Origin of the sequence: Streptococcus sp. k-163 (assembly GCF_013277555.1) — a bacterium.
Lineage (GTDB): Bacteria > Bacillota > Bacilli > Lactobacillales > Streptococcaceae > Streptococcus.
The window spans coordinates 1-14,665 of the sequence record NZ_VMND01000007.1; the positions used below are offsets into that span (position 1 = coordinate 1).

The window sequence follows — 14,665 nt, forward strand, 5'->3', positions numbered from 1 at the left end:
TACTCAGCTAACTCTGGAACCTCGTGAACTGGAGCTGTATCTGGACTTGTACCATACTCAGCTAACTCTGGAACTTCGTGAACTGGAGCTGTATCTGGATTGGTGCCATAGTCTACTAATGATTTATTCTTATGAGAAGAAGAAAGGCTATTTCCCCTTTTATCCTCATTCTTTAGATAACCAATATATTCAAAGCCATCAATATGCAAAGGTTTTGGCAGAGATTCTCCAACACCTAAATTTATACTTTGATTATAAGCAGCAAGCTCAATGTTGGTGACAGCCAAGGCAGTTGGAGATAATAACACAGACCCCATTCCTGTCACCAATAAGATAGACGATAAATATCTCTTGCCATTCTTAGCCCGAGCAAATATTAACACCAAGAATGTAAAACCCGCAACTGCAAAAATTGACTCCCAGACACCAGAGTAGCCGGTCTGAGGTAATGCTCCATATCCTAGTTTTTGATCTTTGGGACGATAAACTAAATAATAGCTTTCTGATATCTCTTCAACATGCTTTGGAATCTCTCTGATCAAGATAGACTTCTCTGCTTCAGTTAATTCAGATTCCATTACATAATAGTAGCTCACTTGAGCTGACTGTCCATGTGAAATCTCTGTAGCTTTAACAGGGGATAAATCTCCAGCTATAAAACTACTAAAAAAGAAACTTCCTATAGTAGCCGAGACTAATCCAACTGACAATTTTCTAAAAGAAAAACGCTGACGTTTTTCTCCATAAAACCATTGTTTCATTTTAATTTTTTCCTCTTAAATATAATATGCCATACTATCTATTTTACCCAATTATAGTTAATTATTCAAATTTTTGGTCAATTTTTTCAGTTTGAAAATACTTTTAAACAACATAATAGCAAGTTAAAAGCTTTTAAAATTTTCTTAATATAATTGTGAAAATATACAAAATAATGAACTTCTCTATATTGTACAATTTACACTGAATAAACAGAAAAATCAAAGTATATTATATTAAAAAAGTGTTAGAGATTCTTCTTTTTGAAACAAGAGCCAGTATAAATCATGCTTATGTAAGCTTTGAAGACGATTAAGAATTGTTATACTCAATTGTTTTCAACAACCTATCGAAATCGACACAAAAAGTTTGGATTACGAATGAATTTGATTGCTGGCATTATCAACGGTGAACTAGGACTTTAGTTTCGCAGAAAGTCTATTAGAAAACGAGCATCTCCAAGTGTGGAAATACTCGCTTATTTTATGTTTGGAGGCCAGTTTTTCCCAGCTTCCAATATTTTTACAGTTGACAAAGATCTCTATATCGAAATCTCCGTCATAAAAAATTGTATCAATAGGTAGCATAAAATACTTTGACTACAAATAGATAGTAAAATTTCTTTTAGTTAGTTAACTTGAAACCTCACTTTCTTAAACCTACATCTTAATACCAAACACTGACATCAACACGACCTCGGATTCCTTTTAAGTATTCAGATGAAGTATATTGCCAACCTTTTGAACCTGAATAATGAGGATTATTCCAATCAAGCGCATCCGTATAGGCTGCAACCCAGTTGACATGTTGTAAAATATCTGGATGGTTCAAACGAGTTTGCAAGAGTTGACGATAGCTATAAACTTTCACATTTTGATAACCAGCCTGCTTCATTGTTGCCATATACTTATTGATAATCTTGACCCAAGTTCCAGTCTCACTTGGAGCTCTTTTACTTTTATTGACATACTCCCAGTTCTCAACATCATAGTAGATAGGATAAGACAGGTTCATCTTGTATTTCTTCAAGAGCTCCACAGTCTGCTTGGCATCATTCTCAGCATCGGTCTCATTTTCAGCATAGGTGTAAAGATAGACACCATAAGGAATACCCAAACGATTAAGTTCTTGAATATTATAAGCCAATTCCTTATCTTCTACACCGCTATAACCCAAACGAACAATAACACCATCAACCCCGTTTTCCTGGATAACCTTTTGCCAGTCAGTAATACGGCCATTGTGCTCACTGACATCGATGACCTTTTTAACTTGATCAGTCCCAACTTGTTCTTCACGATGGTTAAAGAAGTAACGGTGGCCATTTCGGTGAACCCAGCCAACATTCAAGTCTTTCTTTTCTTTTAACTCACCTGAGTCAGAAAAAATATAGCGAGTATCATCCATGATTAATTCACCAGTCGCCATAGCACCACTTTCTGTCAAATAGTAGTTACCCTGCCACTCATCTTTAGCCATGTAACCCCACTTCTTGAAATAATACCACTTTCCGTCTACCTTTTGCCACTCTTGATTTGCATAAGAACCATCAGACTTGAGATAGAAGTAAGACGAATAGGCTGGATCATAAAGCCATTCATTTTGCATCATGGCACCTTGACCATTCAAGAAATAATTTCCCTGCCATTGGCTTTTAGCTAAATAGCCCCATTTCTTAAAATAGTGCCATTTACCTCCAACAGCGTGCCATTCCTGGTTAGCATAAGAACCATCGGACTTCAAATAAAACCAATTCTTATAGACGTCATCATAAACCCATTCATTTTTGGCCATATAACCGCCTGATTTCAAGTAGTAATTACCCTGCCACTCATTTTGAGCATAACGACCGTCTGACTTAATATAAAACCAAGCCTTATAGTAGTTATCAAAAATCCACTCACTCTTGGCTTTAGAACCATCAGCCTTTACATAATAATCCCCATCCCAGTGGGCAGACGAATTGGTTTTTACTCCTTCGCTCGTTTGAGTTTTATTAGAAGACTGATGTTGCTCTGAACTACTTGAAACTGTCGTTGTATCCTGCGAAGTTTTTGAAACTTCGGTTTCATTCGCAGCGACATGGTTAGTTGCCAACCCGAGTAAACAGAGACTTGCTAATCCAATTTTTCCAATCTTTGTTTTCAATCTTTTCTCTCCTATAAAAAATGGAACAGACATCTGAATGCTGTTCCACCTAGCTTTTGCTACTGATTATTTTACAAAGTCAAGCAAAGCCAAGAAGCTTTCTGCTTCAAGTGACGCACCACCTACAAGGGCACCGTCAACATCTGGGCAAGCCATGTATGAAGCAACGTTTTCAGGTTTAACAGAACCACCGTATTGAACACGAACCTTGTCTGCAACTTCTTGACCGAAGTCAGCAGCTACAACGTCACGAACAACTTTACACATTTTTTGTGCGTCGTCTTGTGAAGCTGATTTACCAGTACCGATAGCCCAGATTGGCTCGTAAGCGATAACTGATGCAGCAACTTGTTCAGCAGTCAATCCAGCCAATGCAGCAGATACTTGAGCACCTACGAATTCAGCAGCTTTACCAGCTTCGTAAGTTTCAAGTGACTCACCACAACAGATGATTGGAAGCATACCGTTTGCAAAGATTGCTTTTGCTTTTTTATTAATATCTTCGTCAGTTTCATGGAAGTAGTCACGGCGTTCTGAGTGACCGATAACAACGTAGTCAGTACCGATTTCTTTCAAAACTTGTGGGCTTGTTTCACCAGTGAAAGCACCTGCATTTTCAAAGTAGCAGTTTTGAGCAGCAACTTTAAGGTTTGAACCTTTTGCAGCAGCAAGAACAGTTGTCAAATCAAGAGCTGGAGCTGCGATACCTGCTTCAACAAGATCTGATGAAGGAAGTTTTGATGCAACTGCTTCAACGAATGCTTTAGCTTCTTCTGGATTTTTGTTCATTTTCCAGTTACCAGCGATAAATGGTTTACGTGACATTTCACATACCTCTTTTTTCAATTTATTTTCTATTTATTTTATCACAATTAGACACAGCTTGCAAATCTTACTCAAATTTCAAGCCTGCTGACATGGATTAATCCTTCCAGAGATCCATAGCATTTCTGAAATCTGCAGATACCTGTGTCAACTGAGGATTGCTTGCTTCTCTCTCTGCCCGCTTAGCCTCAATTTGAGCCACACTTTTGATACCTTCATGGCGCCAGTTTCTCAAAATAGCCTGAATGTACTTCCAGTTTGGTTTCCCATTCAAAACAGCTTCACGAAGAGCTTCCTTAATCAAGTCAGCACTGGTTCCATCTTCCTTTAGTGTCTTAGTCAAATCCTCAATCTCAAAAGGTGTCAACAAGCGTCCCAACTCCTGCTGGAAGGTTTCTACCAAATCCTTGAGCTGATTTTGAGGTGTCAACTTGTCTGAACTTGAATGAGCAACTCCAAGCAAGTCATCCAAACGTTCCAAAGCCAAGCTAGCATCAAAAAGCAATTCGATTTCACCATTCAATTCGATGGTTCGATACTGAAGCAGTCCCCTCTCTGTCAGATTGGAAATAGCCTGATTGACATCCGAAATTTCCTTGCCAATCCTGTCAGCAATCTGGCTTGGCGACATTTCTTCCAAACCTGTCGTATTTTGCAAATAGAAAAATTGCCAGACCAGAAAATCATCGCTAGAAGGAAAGAGTTCCTTAAAATGCAAGAGCAGGGCACTCGGTAAAACCAAGTTCCCTGATTTAAAAGCGTCTAAATATGTCATAAATCCTCTTATAAATATCCAAATGCGGATGCATCATCTTGAATTTTTCTCCAGTCAAAAGGCGTTTCCTGATAGACCGCATAGTTTACCCAGTTACTGAAAAAAAGGGCTGCTGACGAAGACCAACAAAGACAAGGTGTCTGATTAACATCATCATCCTTAAAGTAATTTTCTGGAATATGTGGGTCTAAACCTGCATCACAATCCCTAAAATACTCTTTTGCCAGGGTATCACGGTCATATTCCAAATGCCCAAAACTATAAATTTCTCGTAAATCACGACTTGCCAAAATCGAAACACCAACCTGAGGGCCCTCTGATAAAATCTCGAGATTGGTTTTATTTAAGACCTCTTCCTTAGAAATCTCCGTGTGTCGAGAATGAGGGGATACATAGCTATCATCAAAGCCTCTAAAGAGAAGGTGCCCTTCCTTTAAAGTGTCCTGAGGATAGATACCCGATAACTTACTGTCCATCTGGTGTTTTTCCACTCCATAGCGTAGATAAAGACCAGCCTGAGCGCCCCAACAGATATGAAGGGTCGAATAAACATGGGTCTTGGACCACTCAAGCACCCGACTAAATTCCTCCCAATAGTCCACTTCCTCAAATGGTAAATGCTCAACTGGGGCCCCAGTAATAATCATCCCATCAAAATACCCATCCTTGACTTCAGGAAAAGTTTTATAAAAGGTCTCCATGTGCTCTGAACGAGTCGTTTTAGAACGATGGCTCTCCATATAGAGAAAATCAATATCCAGTTGCAGGGGCGTATTAGCCAAATGGCGCAACAACTGGGTTTCAGTGACCATTTTCTGTGGCATGAGATTTAAAATTAAAATCTTCAAGGGACGGATATCTTGGTGGGCCGCACGTTGATCATCCATGACAAAGATATTCTCTGTCCGTAAAATCTCAACAGCTGGTAATTTTTTATCAATTCGAATCGGCATAACCCTCTCCTAACTGTACTCTTTCAGGAATAATTGCATGTATTTGAAGCCAAATCTCAAACACTTAGTCCCTTTATTATACTGCAAGAAGATATAGTTTTCAATTATAGTTTTTCTCTAACTAGCTATAGTCTATTTTTATATCCTAATGTAGAGAAAACAGCCCTAGGGACTGTTTTTCATTAATAATGCATAAGAACTTTGTAATCGTAGTCACCAATTTTTTCACGGCCGTTCAATTCATCCAATTCAACAAGGAAGGCACAACCTGCCACAACACCGCCAAGTTTTTCAATCATCTCGATGGTTGCCTTAACAGTTCCACCTGTTGCTAAGAGGTCATCTACAATAAGAACACGTTGACCTGGCTTGATGGCATCCGCGTGCATAGTCAAGGTATCAACACCGTACTCTTTTTCATAGTCAGCAGAAATGACTTCGCGTGGCAATTTTCCTGGCTTACGAACAGGCGCAAAACCAATTCCCAACTCAAAAGCAACAGGACAACCCACGATAAATCCACGAGCCTCAGGTCCTACGATCATATCAATTTTCTTGTCAGTAGCATATTGAACGATTTCACGAACAGCATAGCTATAAGCATTTCCATCAGCCATCAAAGGACTGATATCACGGAAAGTAATACCTTCCTTAGGATAATTTTCAATTGTTGCAATGTAATCTTTTAAATTCATCTTTTTCTTTCTTTCAAAGTTTTTTACTCCCTATTATACCATATTTTCTAGTAAAGAAGGAAGAGAAAACAGTATTTCATTTGCTACTCACCCTATAAGCCAAATAAGACAACCATTTTATAGAGACTATAACTTACATACAAAAACGAGCACTTTCGTACTCGTCCTCTGATATAAACTACTGATTAAAGTGAGTTAACGTCAACCTTGATACCAACACCTTGAGTAGTTGTGATTGTCAAGCTTGTTACGTAAGTTCCTTTAGCAGTAGCTGGTTTAGCTTTTTGGATTGTTTCGTTAAATGCTTTGAAGTTTTCAACCAACTTGTCAGCTTCAAATGAAACTTTACCGATGATCGCTTGTACGATACCTGCACGGTCCGCACGGTAAGTGATTTTACCACCTTTAGACTCTTCAACTGCTTTAGCAACATCCATTGTTACAGTACCAGTTTTAGGGTTTGGCATCAAGTTACGTGGTCCAAGGACACGTCCAAGACGTCCAACAAGAGCCATCATGTCAGGTGTTGCGATAACTACGTCGAAGTCCAACCAACCGTCGTTGATTTTAGCAACAAGGTCGTCTTCACCAACGAAGTCTGCACCAGCAGCTTTTGCTTCTTCAGCTTTTGCACCACGTGCAAATACAAGAACGCGAGCTGTTTTACCAGTACCGTTTGGCAATACCATTGCTCCACGGATTTGTTGGTCAGCTTTTTTAACGTCAATGTTCAAGTTGTAAGCAACTTCTACAGTTGCATCGAATTTTGCAAAGTTAGTTTCTTTTGCAAGAGCTACAGCTTCTTCAACGCTGTATGCTTTTGTGCTGTCGATCTTCTCAAGAGCAGCACGAAGTTGTTTGCTTTTTTTAGCCATTTTCTATTCTCCTTGTAAGTGGTTCAATCGATTTTCATCTCCCACGTCACTTCTCGAAATGATGAAGTCTTGCGGGTTATATAGGGATGTTATTGATTAGTCAACAACAGTGAATCCCATAGAACGAGCAGTACCTTCGATCATACGCATTGCAGACTCTACGTTTGCTGCGTTCAAATCTGGCATCTTAGTTTCTGCAATTTCTTGTACTTGCGCACGAGTAACTGTAGCAACTTTAGTTTTGTTAGGTGTCCCTGATCCTTTTTCAACACCTGCAGCTTTTTTCAAAAGAACAGCAGCTGGTGGTGTTTTTGTAACGAAAGTAAATGATTTGTCTTCGTATACTGAGATAACAACTGGAATGATCATACCAGCTTGGTCAGCAGTACGAGCGTTGAACTCTTTTGTGAATCCCATGATGTTGATACCAGCTTGACCAAGAGCAGGTCCAACCGGTGGAGCTGGTGTAGCTTTACCAGCAGGGATTTGCAATTTTACAAGTTTTTCGACTTTTTTAGCCATTTTTAAATCCTCCTTTGTGGTTTTGGCGGTAATTAAATATTTTTACCTCCCACAAGTATGCTTTTCACATACCCATCTATTATACACTATTTATCTAGAATTGCAAGAGAAAAGTTTATTTTTTAATCAACGTAATCTCCGCCTTCAAAGCCGTAGTATTCTTCCAAACTGAGACCACTCTCAGCAATTTCTTTAGCTTCTTTTCCGACATAACGAAGGTGCCATTCTTCAGCCATATAGCCTGTTTCCTTTTCCTTGCCTTTGAGATAACGGACAACAAAACCATAATCAGCTGCATGGTCCAGGAGCCATTGGGCTGCTTTTTCTTCTGTTACCAAATCACCATTTGTCCCAATAACATCAAAGGCCAAGCCAGTTTGGTGTTCGCTATAGCCAGGACGGGCAGAATAACGGTCGGCAGCTTCTTTCCCATCTTGATTGACATAATCTTGATAGAGCTTAGTCTGAGTTTCATAACTTCTAAAACCACTGTAATGGTCGCTGATTGGGAAACCTGCCTCTTGCATCGCTTTGATGAGTTTGACCAGCTCTGCCTTGGCTGTTGGATTTTCCCCTGGATTATAGTCTTTCGACAAAGGATAATGTTTATTTGCTACGATGATTTCATCGTATTTCCCTTGGATGCTGTAGTAGTCACCTTTATTGACCACTTCTGCTTTTTTCTGGGAAGCTCCCTGAGATTTACTGCCGACTGCTCCATCAGCTTTGGCTGTTTGTTCTGTTTTAGCCGCTCCATCTTCATTTTTTGTTTTTTCCTGTGAACAAGCTGCTAAACTCAAGGCTAGCAAGGCTGTCAAGACAAGATATCTTTTTTTCATTTCTACTCCTTTATTTCTAATAATTTATCTACTTCTGACGATAAACGTTTGACTAATTGTTTAATCTCATCCGGTTTTGCTTGACATGTTTCTGAGGTCATTTCTTCAAAGGGAACCCACCAAACTGGACCACGTCCCTTGAGACCGTAACCATTCATATCACCTCTTCGTCTAGGAAACAGATGCCAGTGGAGGTGGGCATCGCCATTGCCTAGAAGTTCGATATTCATTTTCTCAGCAGAGAAGACCTTAGCAACTGCCTCTTGGACTAGACTCATTTCCTCTAGAAAACGGAGTCTCATTTCCTTTTCTAAATGGTGCAATTCCGTGACGTGTTCCTTGGCTAGAAAGAGACTATAGCCTGAAAAATACTGGTGATCTCCAATCACAAGATAGCCTGTTTCCAACTCTTTGACAAAGTAAGGATTGTCCCCAGCTTTAATGAGCTCAATTCTCTGGCAAATAAGGCACATATTAGTCTACCAACCCGCTCTTAAGGTAAGCATCAACCATACGCTCTGTTGCGACTACCGAGTCAATATGAGTGCGTTCATATGAATGGCTAGACTCGATACCAGCACCGAGAAGGGCGTGTTTGACTTCTGCACCTGCAGACATAGCTGCCGAAGCGTCCGAACCATAAAATGGATAGATGTCCAGCTTAAATGGAATATCTTGCTCTTTAGCCAAGGCAACCAAATGTTGACGGAAGTCATAGTGATAAGGTCCTGAAGCATCCTTGACACAGATAGACACTGTGTACTCATCTGTTTGCTGATCATCGCCCATAGCTCCCATATCCACAGCCAGATATTCTACTACCTGAGCAGGAATATTAGAGTTAGCACCATGCCCCACTTCTTCAAAGACTGAAAAAGCAAAATGGGTTGTTACTGGCAATTCAATCTTCTCTTCCTTATAAATGCGAAGTAGGTTAAGCAAAATCGCTGCGCTGACCTTATCGTCCAAATGACGAGACTTGATAAATCCTGTATCTGTCACGACAGTTCGTGGGTCAAAGCTGATAAAATCACCAACCTCAATCCCCAAGGCACGAGTTTCTTTTTCGTTGGTCACTTTTGCATCCAAACGCACTTCCATATTGTCCTGGGTGCGTTCTGCAGTTCCTGCATCCTTGTAGACATGGCAAGAAGTTTGGTGGATGAGGATGGTGCCTGATAGCTTTTGATCTGTACTAGCCACATGAACGGTACAGTTTTCTCCTTCAATCATATTCCAAGGAAAACCACCGATACGGTCCAATTTGAGACGGCCGTCTGGTTTGACAGCGCGGACAATGGCACCAAGCGTATCCACATGGGCAGTCACGTAGCGGTGTTCTTCATCATTTTGACCTTTGATGGTCACATTGACACCACCCTTGGCTGTGCGAACCGGCTGGTAACCAAAACCTTCTAAAGTCTTGACTAAATAGTCCGAAATTTCACGAGTAAAACCCGTTGGCGACGCAATGGCTGTCAGTCCTTTGATATATTCTACTGTTTGATTCATTTCTTCACCTCTTTTGCTACCTATTATAACACATTTATCATCGGATAAAAAAAGAAAATCACTCCTGTAGACTTGGCTACAAAAGTGATTTTAGTGATTATTCCATTTCAAAAACATCGCTTTCTTGCTTGTTTGGTAGAACCAATGAGAGCAAGATTCCGACAATGGCTGGCACCAACCATGGGAGAGATGCTTTAGCAAAAGGAAGAGCGTTAACAAGGTTTGCAAGAAACTCAACCTTAAACGAGCTTCCTAGTACGCTTGCAATGGCAATAGCTGTAACCACAGCAATTGTCAACTGCATACCTGGTTTTGAAAGAGCCACAAATTTATTCACAATGACAATCATAACGATGGCAATGGTGATTGGGTACAAGATAACCAGTACAGGAATTGAGTACTTGATAATCGCATCAAGACCCAAATTAGCAATGGCAAATCCAATCAAGGTAAAGGCTGTCGCATAAACCTTGTAGCTGATTTGTGGGAAGCGCTCATTAAAGAACTCAGCAGTTGACACAATCAAACCAACTGTAGTTGTGAAGCAGGTTACAGTAACCATAGCTGCAAGGAAGATTTGAGCTGTTGAACCAAAGATTTCTTGAGTTGCTTGTGACAAGATGTAAACACCTGGTGTTCCACCCTTCATCGCTTCAGCTGGTACTGGGAAATGATTTCCAAGGAAACCTAAACCGATGTAAAGAGCGCTGAAAGCAAGGGCTACAACGATACCAACAACCCAAATAGTTGAAATGTATTCTTTCTTACTTGAAAATCCAAGTTGTTTCAAGGTTTGAACTGCGATTACACTGAAGGCAACCGAAGCAAGGGCATCCAAGGTATTATAACCTTCTAGGAAACCTGTACCAAAGGCAGAAGCTTGATAAGCAGCTGAAGCAGCTTGAGGACTTGTTCCAGCGTATTTGATAGCTCCTAAAACAACCAAGATAACAATCAAGATTGCAAATACTGGCGTTAAAATACGGCCGATACGGTCTAAGATTTTTGATGGATTAAGCGAAATCAGATACGCTGCCACAAAATAAAGAAGGGTAAAGACAATCAAGCCAAGTCCTTTATTTGCATCCGATAAAAGGGGGCTGATTCCTACTTCGTAAGCTGTTGTAGCAGTACGTGGGATAGCAAAGAATGGACCGATTGACAAGTAAAGAACTGAGAGGTAAAGAGTCGCAAACCAAGGCGCTATCTTCGTTGAAATCTCGTAGATATATCCTTTAGGATTTAGCGTTCCAATTATAAGGGTCAAGACGGCGATACCGACGCCTGAAAAGACAAAACCTGCGATAGCAGGAAGAAAATGTTCTCCAGATAGAGCACCCAGAGAAGGCGGAAAAATCAAGTTCCCCGCACCAAAAAATATTCCAAACAGGAGTAAACCTGTTAGGGCACCTTTTTTAGCCATGTAAATCTCCTTCATATTTATAAAATACTGACCTAGTATATCATGAATAGGAGTATGAAAAAAGCTTCACGAAGTAAATATTGAATGTTTTCAAGATTCTTAAAAATGAGAATTGTCTAAAAATAAAATCCCCTACCGAGATCACACCAAGTAGGAGAAATTCTAATGTTTACAGTTCTTCAAAGGCAGTCATACCACCTTGAACATTGATAACTTCATAACCTTGTTCTGATAAGAATTGGCAAGCACGCGCCGATCTCATTCCAGATTTACAAATAACATAATGTAACTGGTCCTTGTCCAACTGATCAAAGGTATCAGCCAATTGACTAAGCGGTAGGTTATGGGCACCTTCTAAATGAAGAACTTCAAACTCATCCACTTCTCTCACGTCCACTAAAGAAAGTTGGTCGTTTTGGTAAAGCTGGTAAAATGCGTCAAAGGAAATTTCTTTCATTCTTTTTCTCCTAATACTCTTCGAAAATCAAATTCAAACCACGTCAGCGTCGCCTTACCGTACTCAAGTACAGCCTTCGGCTAGCTTCCTAGTTTGCTCTTTGATTTTCATTGACTATAAAATGGTTTTAATTCTTTTTTTCAAGTCTGGCACCACTTCTGACTCAAACCAAGGATTTTTGACCATCCAGATTTGATTTCGAGGTGAAGGGTGAACTAATGGAAAATAGGCTGGTAAGTAATTCTGGTAATGTTTTACCCGTTCTGTCACCTTGCCACTGATTTTTTCCTGTAAATAGTAGGCTTGAGCATATTGCCCAATCAAAAGGGTTAACTGAATATCTGGTAATTCTTGCAAGAGCTGCGGGTGCCATTTTTCAGCAAAACCTGCTCGCGGTGGCAAATCACCTGACTTGCCATGCCCTGGAAAGTAGAAATCCATGGGTAAAACCGCAAAACAACCTGAATTGTAAAAGGTATCTTCATCTACACCTAGCCAGTCTCTCAGGCGGTCACCACTTTTGTCCTTCCAGTAAAGCCCTGCCTCTTGGGTTTTAAGTCCTGGTGCCTGACCGATGATATTGATGCGAGCAGTCTTTGGCGCTGCAAAGAGAGGCTCAATGCCACGCTCTGTATAGCTGGCATTCTGTGGATCTGACATAATAGCCTGCTTGATTCTTTCAATTTGAGACATCTACTTTCCCTCCAAAAAGAAGTCTAAGCATAAGATCTCAGACTTCTATCGTTTTATTTGATCAATTCATAAATAGCTTCGGCATAGATTGCTGCAGCTCGGAAGAGATCGTCCAAGGCGATAAATTCATTGGCTTGGTGCATGGTGTCAATTGAGTCTGGGAACATAGCACCATAGGCAACACCTCGTTCTAGCAAGCGACCAAAGGTTCCACCACCGATGACTTGCTCGTGACCTTTAAGACCAGTTTGTTTTTCATAAACATTCAACAAGGTTTGAACAAGTGGATCTTCCATTGGAACATAGTGAGGGGTGTGACCGTGCTCAGAAAGGCTAACAGAAGCAACTGGCAAGTTTTCAAGGATTGACTTGATTTGTTCTGGACTTGTTCCTTTTGGATAGCGGATATTAAGGGCAATGGTATTATCAGCGCTTGTTTCATCAAAGCGGAAGACGCCTGCATTCATAGAAAGGGCACCCATCTTTTCATCTACATGATCAATCTTGAGATTTTCACCCTCATGGTCGTTCAAAAGAATCTTACCAGCGATATCAAGGTAATCTTTTGCAGGTCCTGCAAAGTCAAACTGGCTAAGGAAGAGGGCAAGATAAGTCGCACCATTGACACCTGAAGCAGGCATAGCACCATGGGCTGATTTCCCAATGATCGTCACCTTATATTGACCGTTTTCTTCTTGGAGTTCTCCTCTAAGTTTGTGTTCTGCAACAAAGGCATCTAGTTTAGCTTGCAAGTCAGTCAAATCGCCTGAAACAATCGCTGTTGCTGATTCTGGTACCATGTTTTCACGCAAACCACCTGTGAAGCTGTGAAGACGGGCTACACCTGTATTTTCACCTGCAAAGTGGAGGTATTCCGTGATATTTCCTTTTTCACCGTTGATGATAGGGAACTCAGCATCTGGGGAGAAACCGAAGTCTGGTTTTGCAAGTCCAACATTTTCAAAATAGTAGTCCATATCTGCCCAACCTGATTCTTCGTCTGTTCCAACGATGAAGCGAACTTTCTTAGAAGTTGGAAGGCCCAATTCTTTGATGATTTTCAAGCCATAGTAGCAAGCTGTTGTAGGTCCCTTGTCATCAGAAGCTCCACGCGCATAGAGGCGACCATCTTTGATAGTTGGTGTGTACGGATCTGTGTCCCAACCGCTACCAGCTGGCACCACGTCCATGTGGGCAAAGATTCCGAGAACTTCTTCTCCATCACCAAATTCAAAATGTCCTGCGTAGTTGTCAACATTTTTAGTTGGGTAACCATCACGGTCTGCGATTTCAAGGAATTTTTCCAAGGCTTTTACTGGACCAGGCCCAAATGGATGTTCAGCATCAACCTTGCTATCATCACGTTCTGAGTTGATTTCCAAAAGGCTAAACAAGTCAGCCAAGAGGTCTTCTTTGCGTTTTTCTACTTCTGCTGTAAAATCAATTGCTGTCATTTTTTCTTCTTCCTATCTTTTTTCAATTATTTCATCCACTGGCAAGCGGTAGCTTGGTTCTAATTTTTCGTCCGTATAACCTACCGTAATCAAAAGTTCTGGACGGAAACGGTCTTCGATTTCTAAAACTTCATTAACTTTTGATTTGTCAAATCCAAGAATCAGATTTGATCCGATTCCTTGGTCTGTAAGAGCCAGAACCAAGTTCATAGCAACCAAACCTGCATTGAGAGCTAGGTAGTCGCTGACCTGTTGTTCGTTGTAACGGGCAAATTCCGCAGGCAAATTCTTCATGAAATATTGAAGTTGTTCTTCTGAGAAATTCTTTGCACCACCGACACGGGCAATCTTGCGGGCGCGTTTCGCTAAGTCCGTATCTGTAAAGAGGGCAATGGTGACAGGCGCTGATGATACCTGTTCAAAGTTGGAACCATAAGCTAATTTTGCCAGTTCAGCATTTTTCTCACGAACCACCACAAATTTCCAAGGCTGGCTATTGTGGGCGCTTGGTGCCAAGGTTGCGATTTCGATAGCCGTACGCACATCTTTTGGATCAACAGGCTTATCAGTAAACTGCTTAGTCGCATGACGTTTTTTGTTTAATTCAAGAAATTTCATAATCGATTTCCTTTTCTAATTCTACTGCTTCCATTCTACCATAATTTGAAAGAGCTTGCAGGGATTTTTCATGATTAAGATTTTTTATTACAGTCATAAAAAATATATATTAGTTCA

At 40.5% G+C, this 14,665-nt stretch carries 16 protein-coding genes and 1 pseudogene; 1 reads left to right on the plus strand and 16 read right to left on the minus strand.

Translation table 11 applies throughout. The features are described from left to right. Nucleotides 1–761 (minus strand): YSIRK-type signal peptide-containing protein (locus HT731_RS02090; RefSeq protein ID WP_173277479.1); only part of this gene is annotated, 761 nt, incomplete at its 3' end. A 330-nt stretch (nt 762–1,091) separates the two neighbouring features. On the opposite strand from HT731_RS02090, the pseudogene HT731_RS02095 reads away from it, so the two are divergent. After that, nucleotides 1,092–1,184, plus strand: a pseudogene (locus HT731_RS02095) (IS5/IS1182 family transposase); the annotation flags it as partial. A gap of 241 nt (nt 1,185–1,425) precedes the next feature. Here the strand turns inward: HT731_RS02095 and lytC are convergent. The 15 genes from lytC to HT731_RS02170 all read right to left on the minus strand — a co-directional run bounded on the left by lytC (nt 1,426) and on the right by HT731_RS02170 (nt 14,548). Then, on the minus strand, nt 1,426–2,940 hold the full coding sequence (lytC, locus tag HT731_RS02100) for a choline binding-anchored murein hydrolase LytC (protein WP_173277481.1): 1,515 nt from the start codon (nt 2,938–2,940) through the stop codon (nt 1,426–1,428). Between the two features lie 33 nt (nt 2,941–2,973). Further along, on the minus strand, nt 2,974–3,732 hold the full coding sequence (gene tpiA, locus HT731_RS02105; RefSeq protein ID WP_000087893.1) for a triose-phosphate isomerase: 759 nt from the start codon (nt 3,730–3,732) through the stop codon (nt 2,974–2,976). Nucleotides 3,733–3,829: 97 nt separating this feature from the next. Continuing rightward, a complete protein-coding gene (locus HT731_RS02110) occupies nt 3,830–4,507 on the minus strand; it encodes a DnaD domain-containing protein (RefSeq protein ID WP_033680561.1) in 678 nt (225 codons plus the stop codon). An 8-nt stretch (nt 4,508–4,515) separates the two neighbouring features. Next, nucleotides 4,516–5,460, minus strand: coding sequence for a homoserine O-succinyltransferase (gene metA, locus HT731_RS02115; RefSeq protein WP_033680562.1), 945 nt, complete (start codon nt 5,458–5,460; stop codon nt 4,516–4,518). Nucleotides 5,461–5,642: 182 nt separating this feature from the next. After that, the gene (locus HT731_RS02120; protein WP_001049318.1) at nt 5,643–6,155 is read right to left on the minus strand and encodes an adenine phosphoribosyltransferase; all 513 of its coding nucleotides are present in this window, start codon (nt 6,153–6,155) and stop codon (nt 5,643–5,645) included. Nucleotides 6,156–6,340: 185 nt separating this feature from the next. Continuing rightward, complete coding sequence (gene rplA, locus HT731_RS02125) at nt 6,341–7,030, minus strand: 50S ribosomal protein L1 (protein ID WP_001085672.1); 690 nt, start codon at nt 7,028–7,030, stop codon at nt 6,341–6,343. 96 nt (nt 7,031–7,126) lie between these two features. Beyond that, a complete protein-coding gene (rplK, locus tag HT731_RS02130; RefSeq protein ID WP_001085809.1) occupies nt 7,127–7,552 on the minus strand; it encodes a 50S ribosomal protein L11 in 426 nt (141 codons plus the stop codon). 122 nt (nt 7,553–7,674) lie between these two features. After that, complete coding sequence (gene ldcB / locus HT731_RS02135; protein WP_000747769.1) at nt 7,675–8,391, minus strand: LD-carboxypeptidase LdcB/DacB; 717 nt, start codon at nt 8,389–8,391, stop codon at nt 7,675–7,677. 2 nt (nt 8,392–8,393) lie between these two features. Further along, a complete protein-coding gene (locus tag HT731_RS02140; protein ID WP_033680564.1) occupies nt 8,394–8,864 on the minus strand; it encodes an HIT family protein in 471 nt (156 codons plus the stop codon). A gap of 1 nt (nt 8,865) precedes the next feature. Continuing rightward, complete coding sequence (locus HT731_RS02145) at nt 8,866–9,903, minus strand: M42 family metallopeptidase (protein ID WP_033680565.1); 1,038 nt, start codon at nt 9,901–9,903, stop codon at nt 8,866–8,868. 97 nt (nt 9,904–10,000) lie between these two features. Then, nucleotides 10,001–11,326 (minus strand): branched-chain amino acid transport system II carrier protein, encoded by a 1,326-nt coding sequence (brnQ, locus tag HT731_RS02150; RefSeq protein ID WP_001074577.1) that lies wholly within the window; start codon nt 11,324–11,326, stop codon nt 10,001–10,003. 169 nt (nt 11,327–11,495) lie between these two features. Then, on the minus strand, nt 11,496–11,783 hold the full coding sequence (locus HT731_RS02155) for a rhodanese-like domain-containing protein (RefSeq protein WP_000659134.1): 288 nt from the start codon (nt 11,781–11,783) through the stop codon (nt 11,496–11,498). A 114-nt stretch (nt 11,784–11,897) separates the two neighbouring features. Further along, entirely contained in the window at nt 11,898–12,476 is a 579-nt protein-coding gene (locus tag HT731_RS02160; RefSeq protein ID WP_173277483.1) for a uracil-DNA glycosylase family protein, read from the minus strand. A 53-nt stretch (nt 12,477–12,529) separates the two neighbouring features. Then, a complete protein-coding gene (gene pepV, locus HT731_RS02165) occupies nt 12,530–13,930 on the minus strand; it encodes a dipeptidase PepV (protein WP_173277485.1) in 1,401 nt (466 codons plus the stop codon). Between the two features lie 12 nt (nt 13,931–13,942). After that, nucleotides 13,943–14,548, minus strand: a complete 606-nt coding sequence (locus tag HT731_RS02170) for a nitroreductase family protein (protein ID WP_061759489.1) — start codon at nt 14,546–14,548, stop codon at nt 13,943–13,945. Nucleotides 14,549–14,665: the final 117 nt, after the last annotated feature.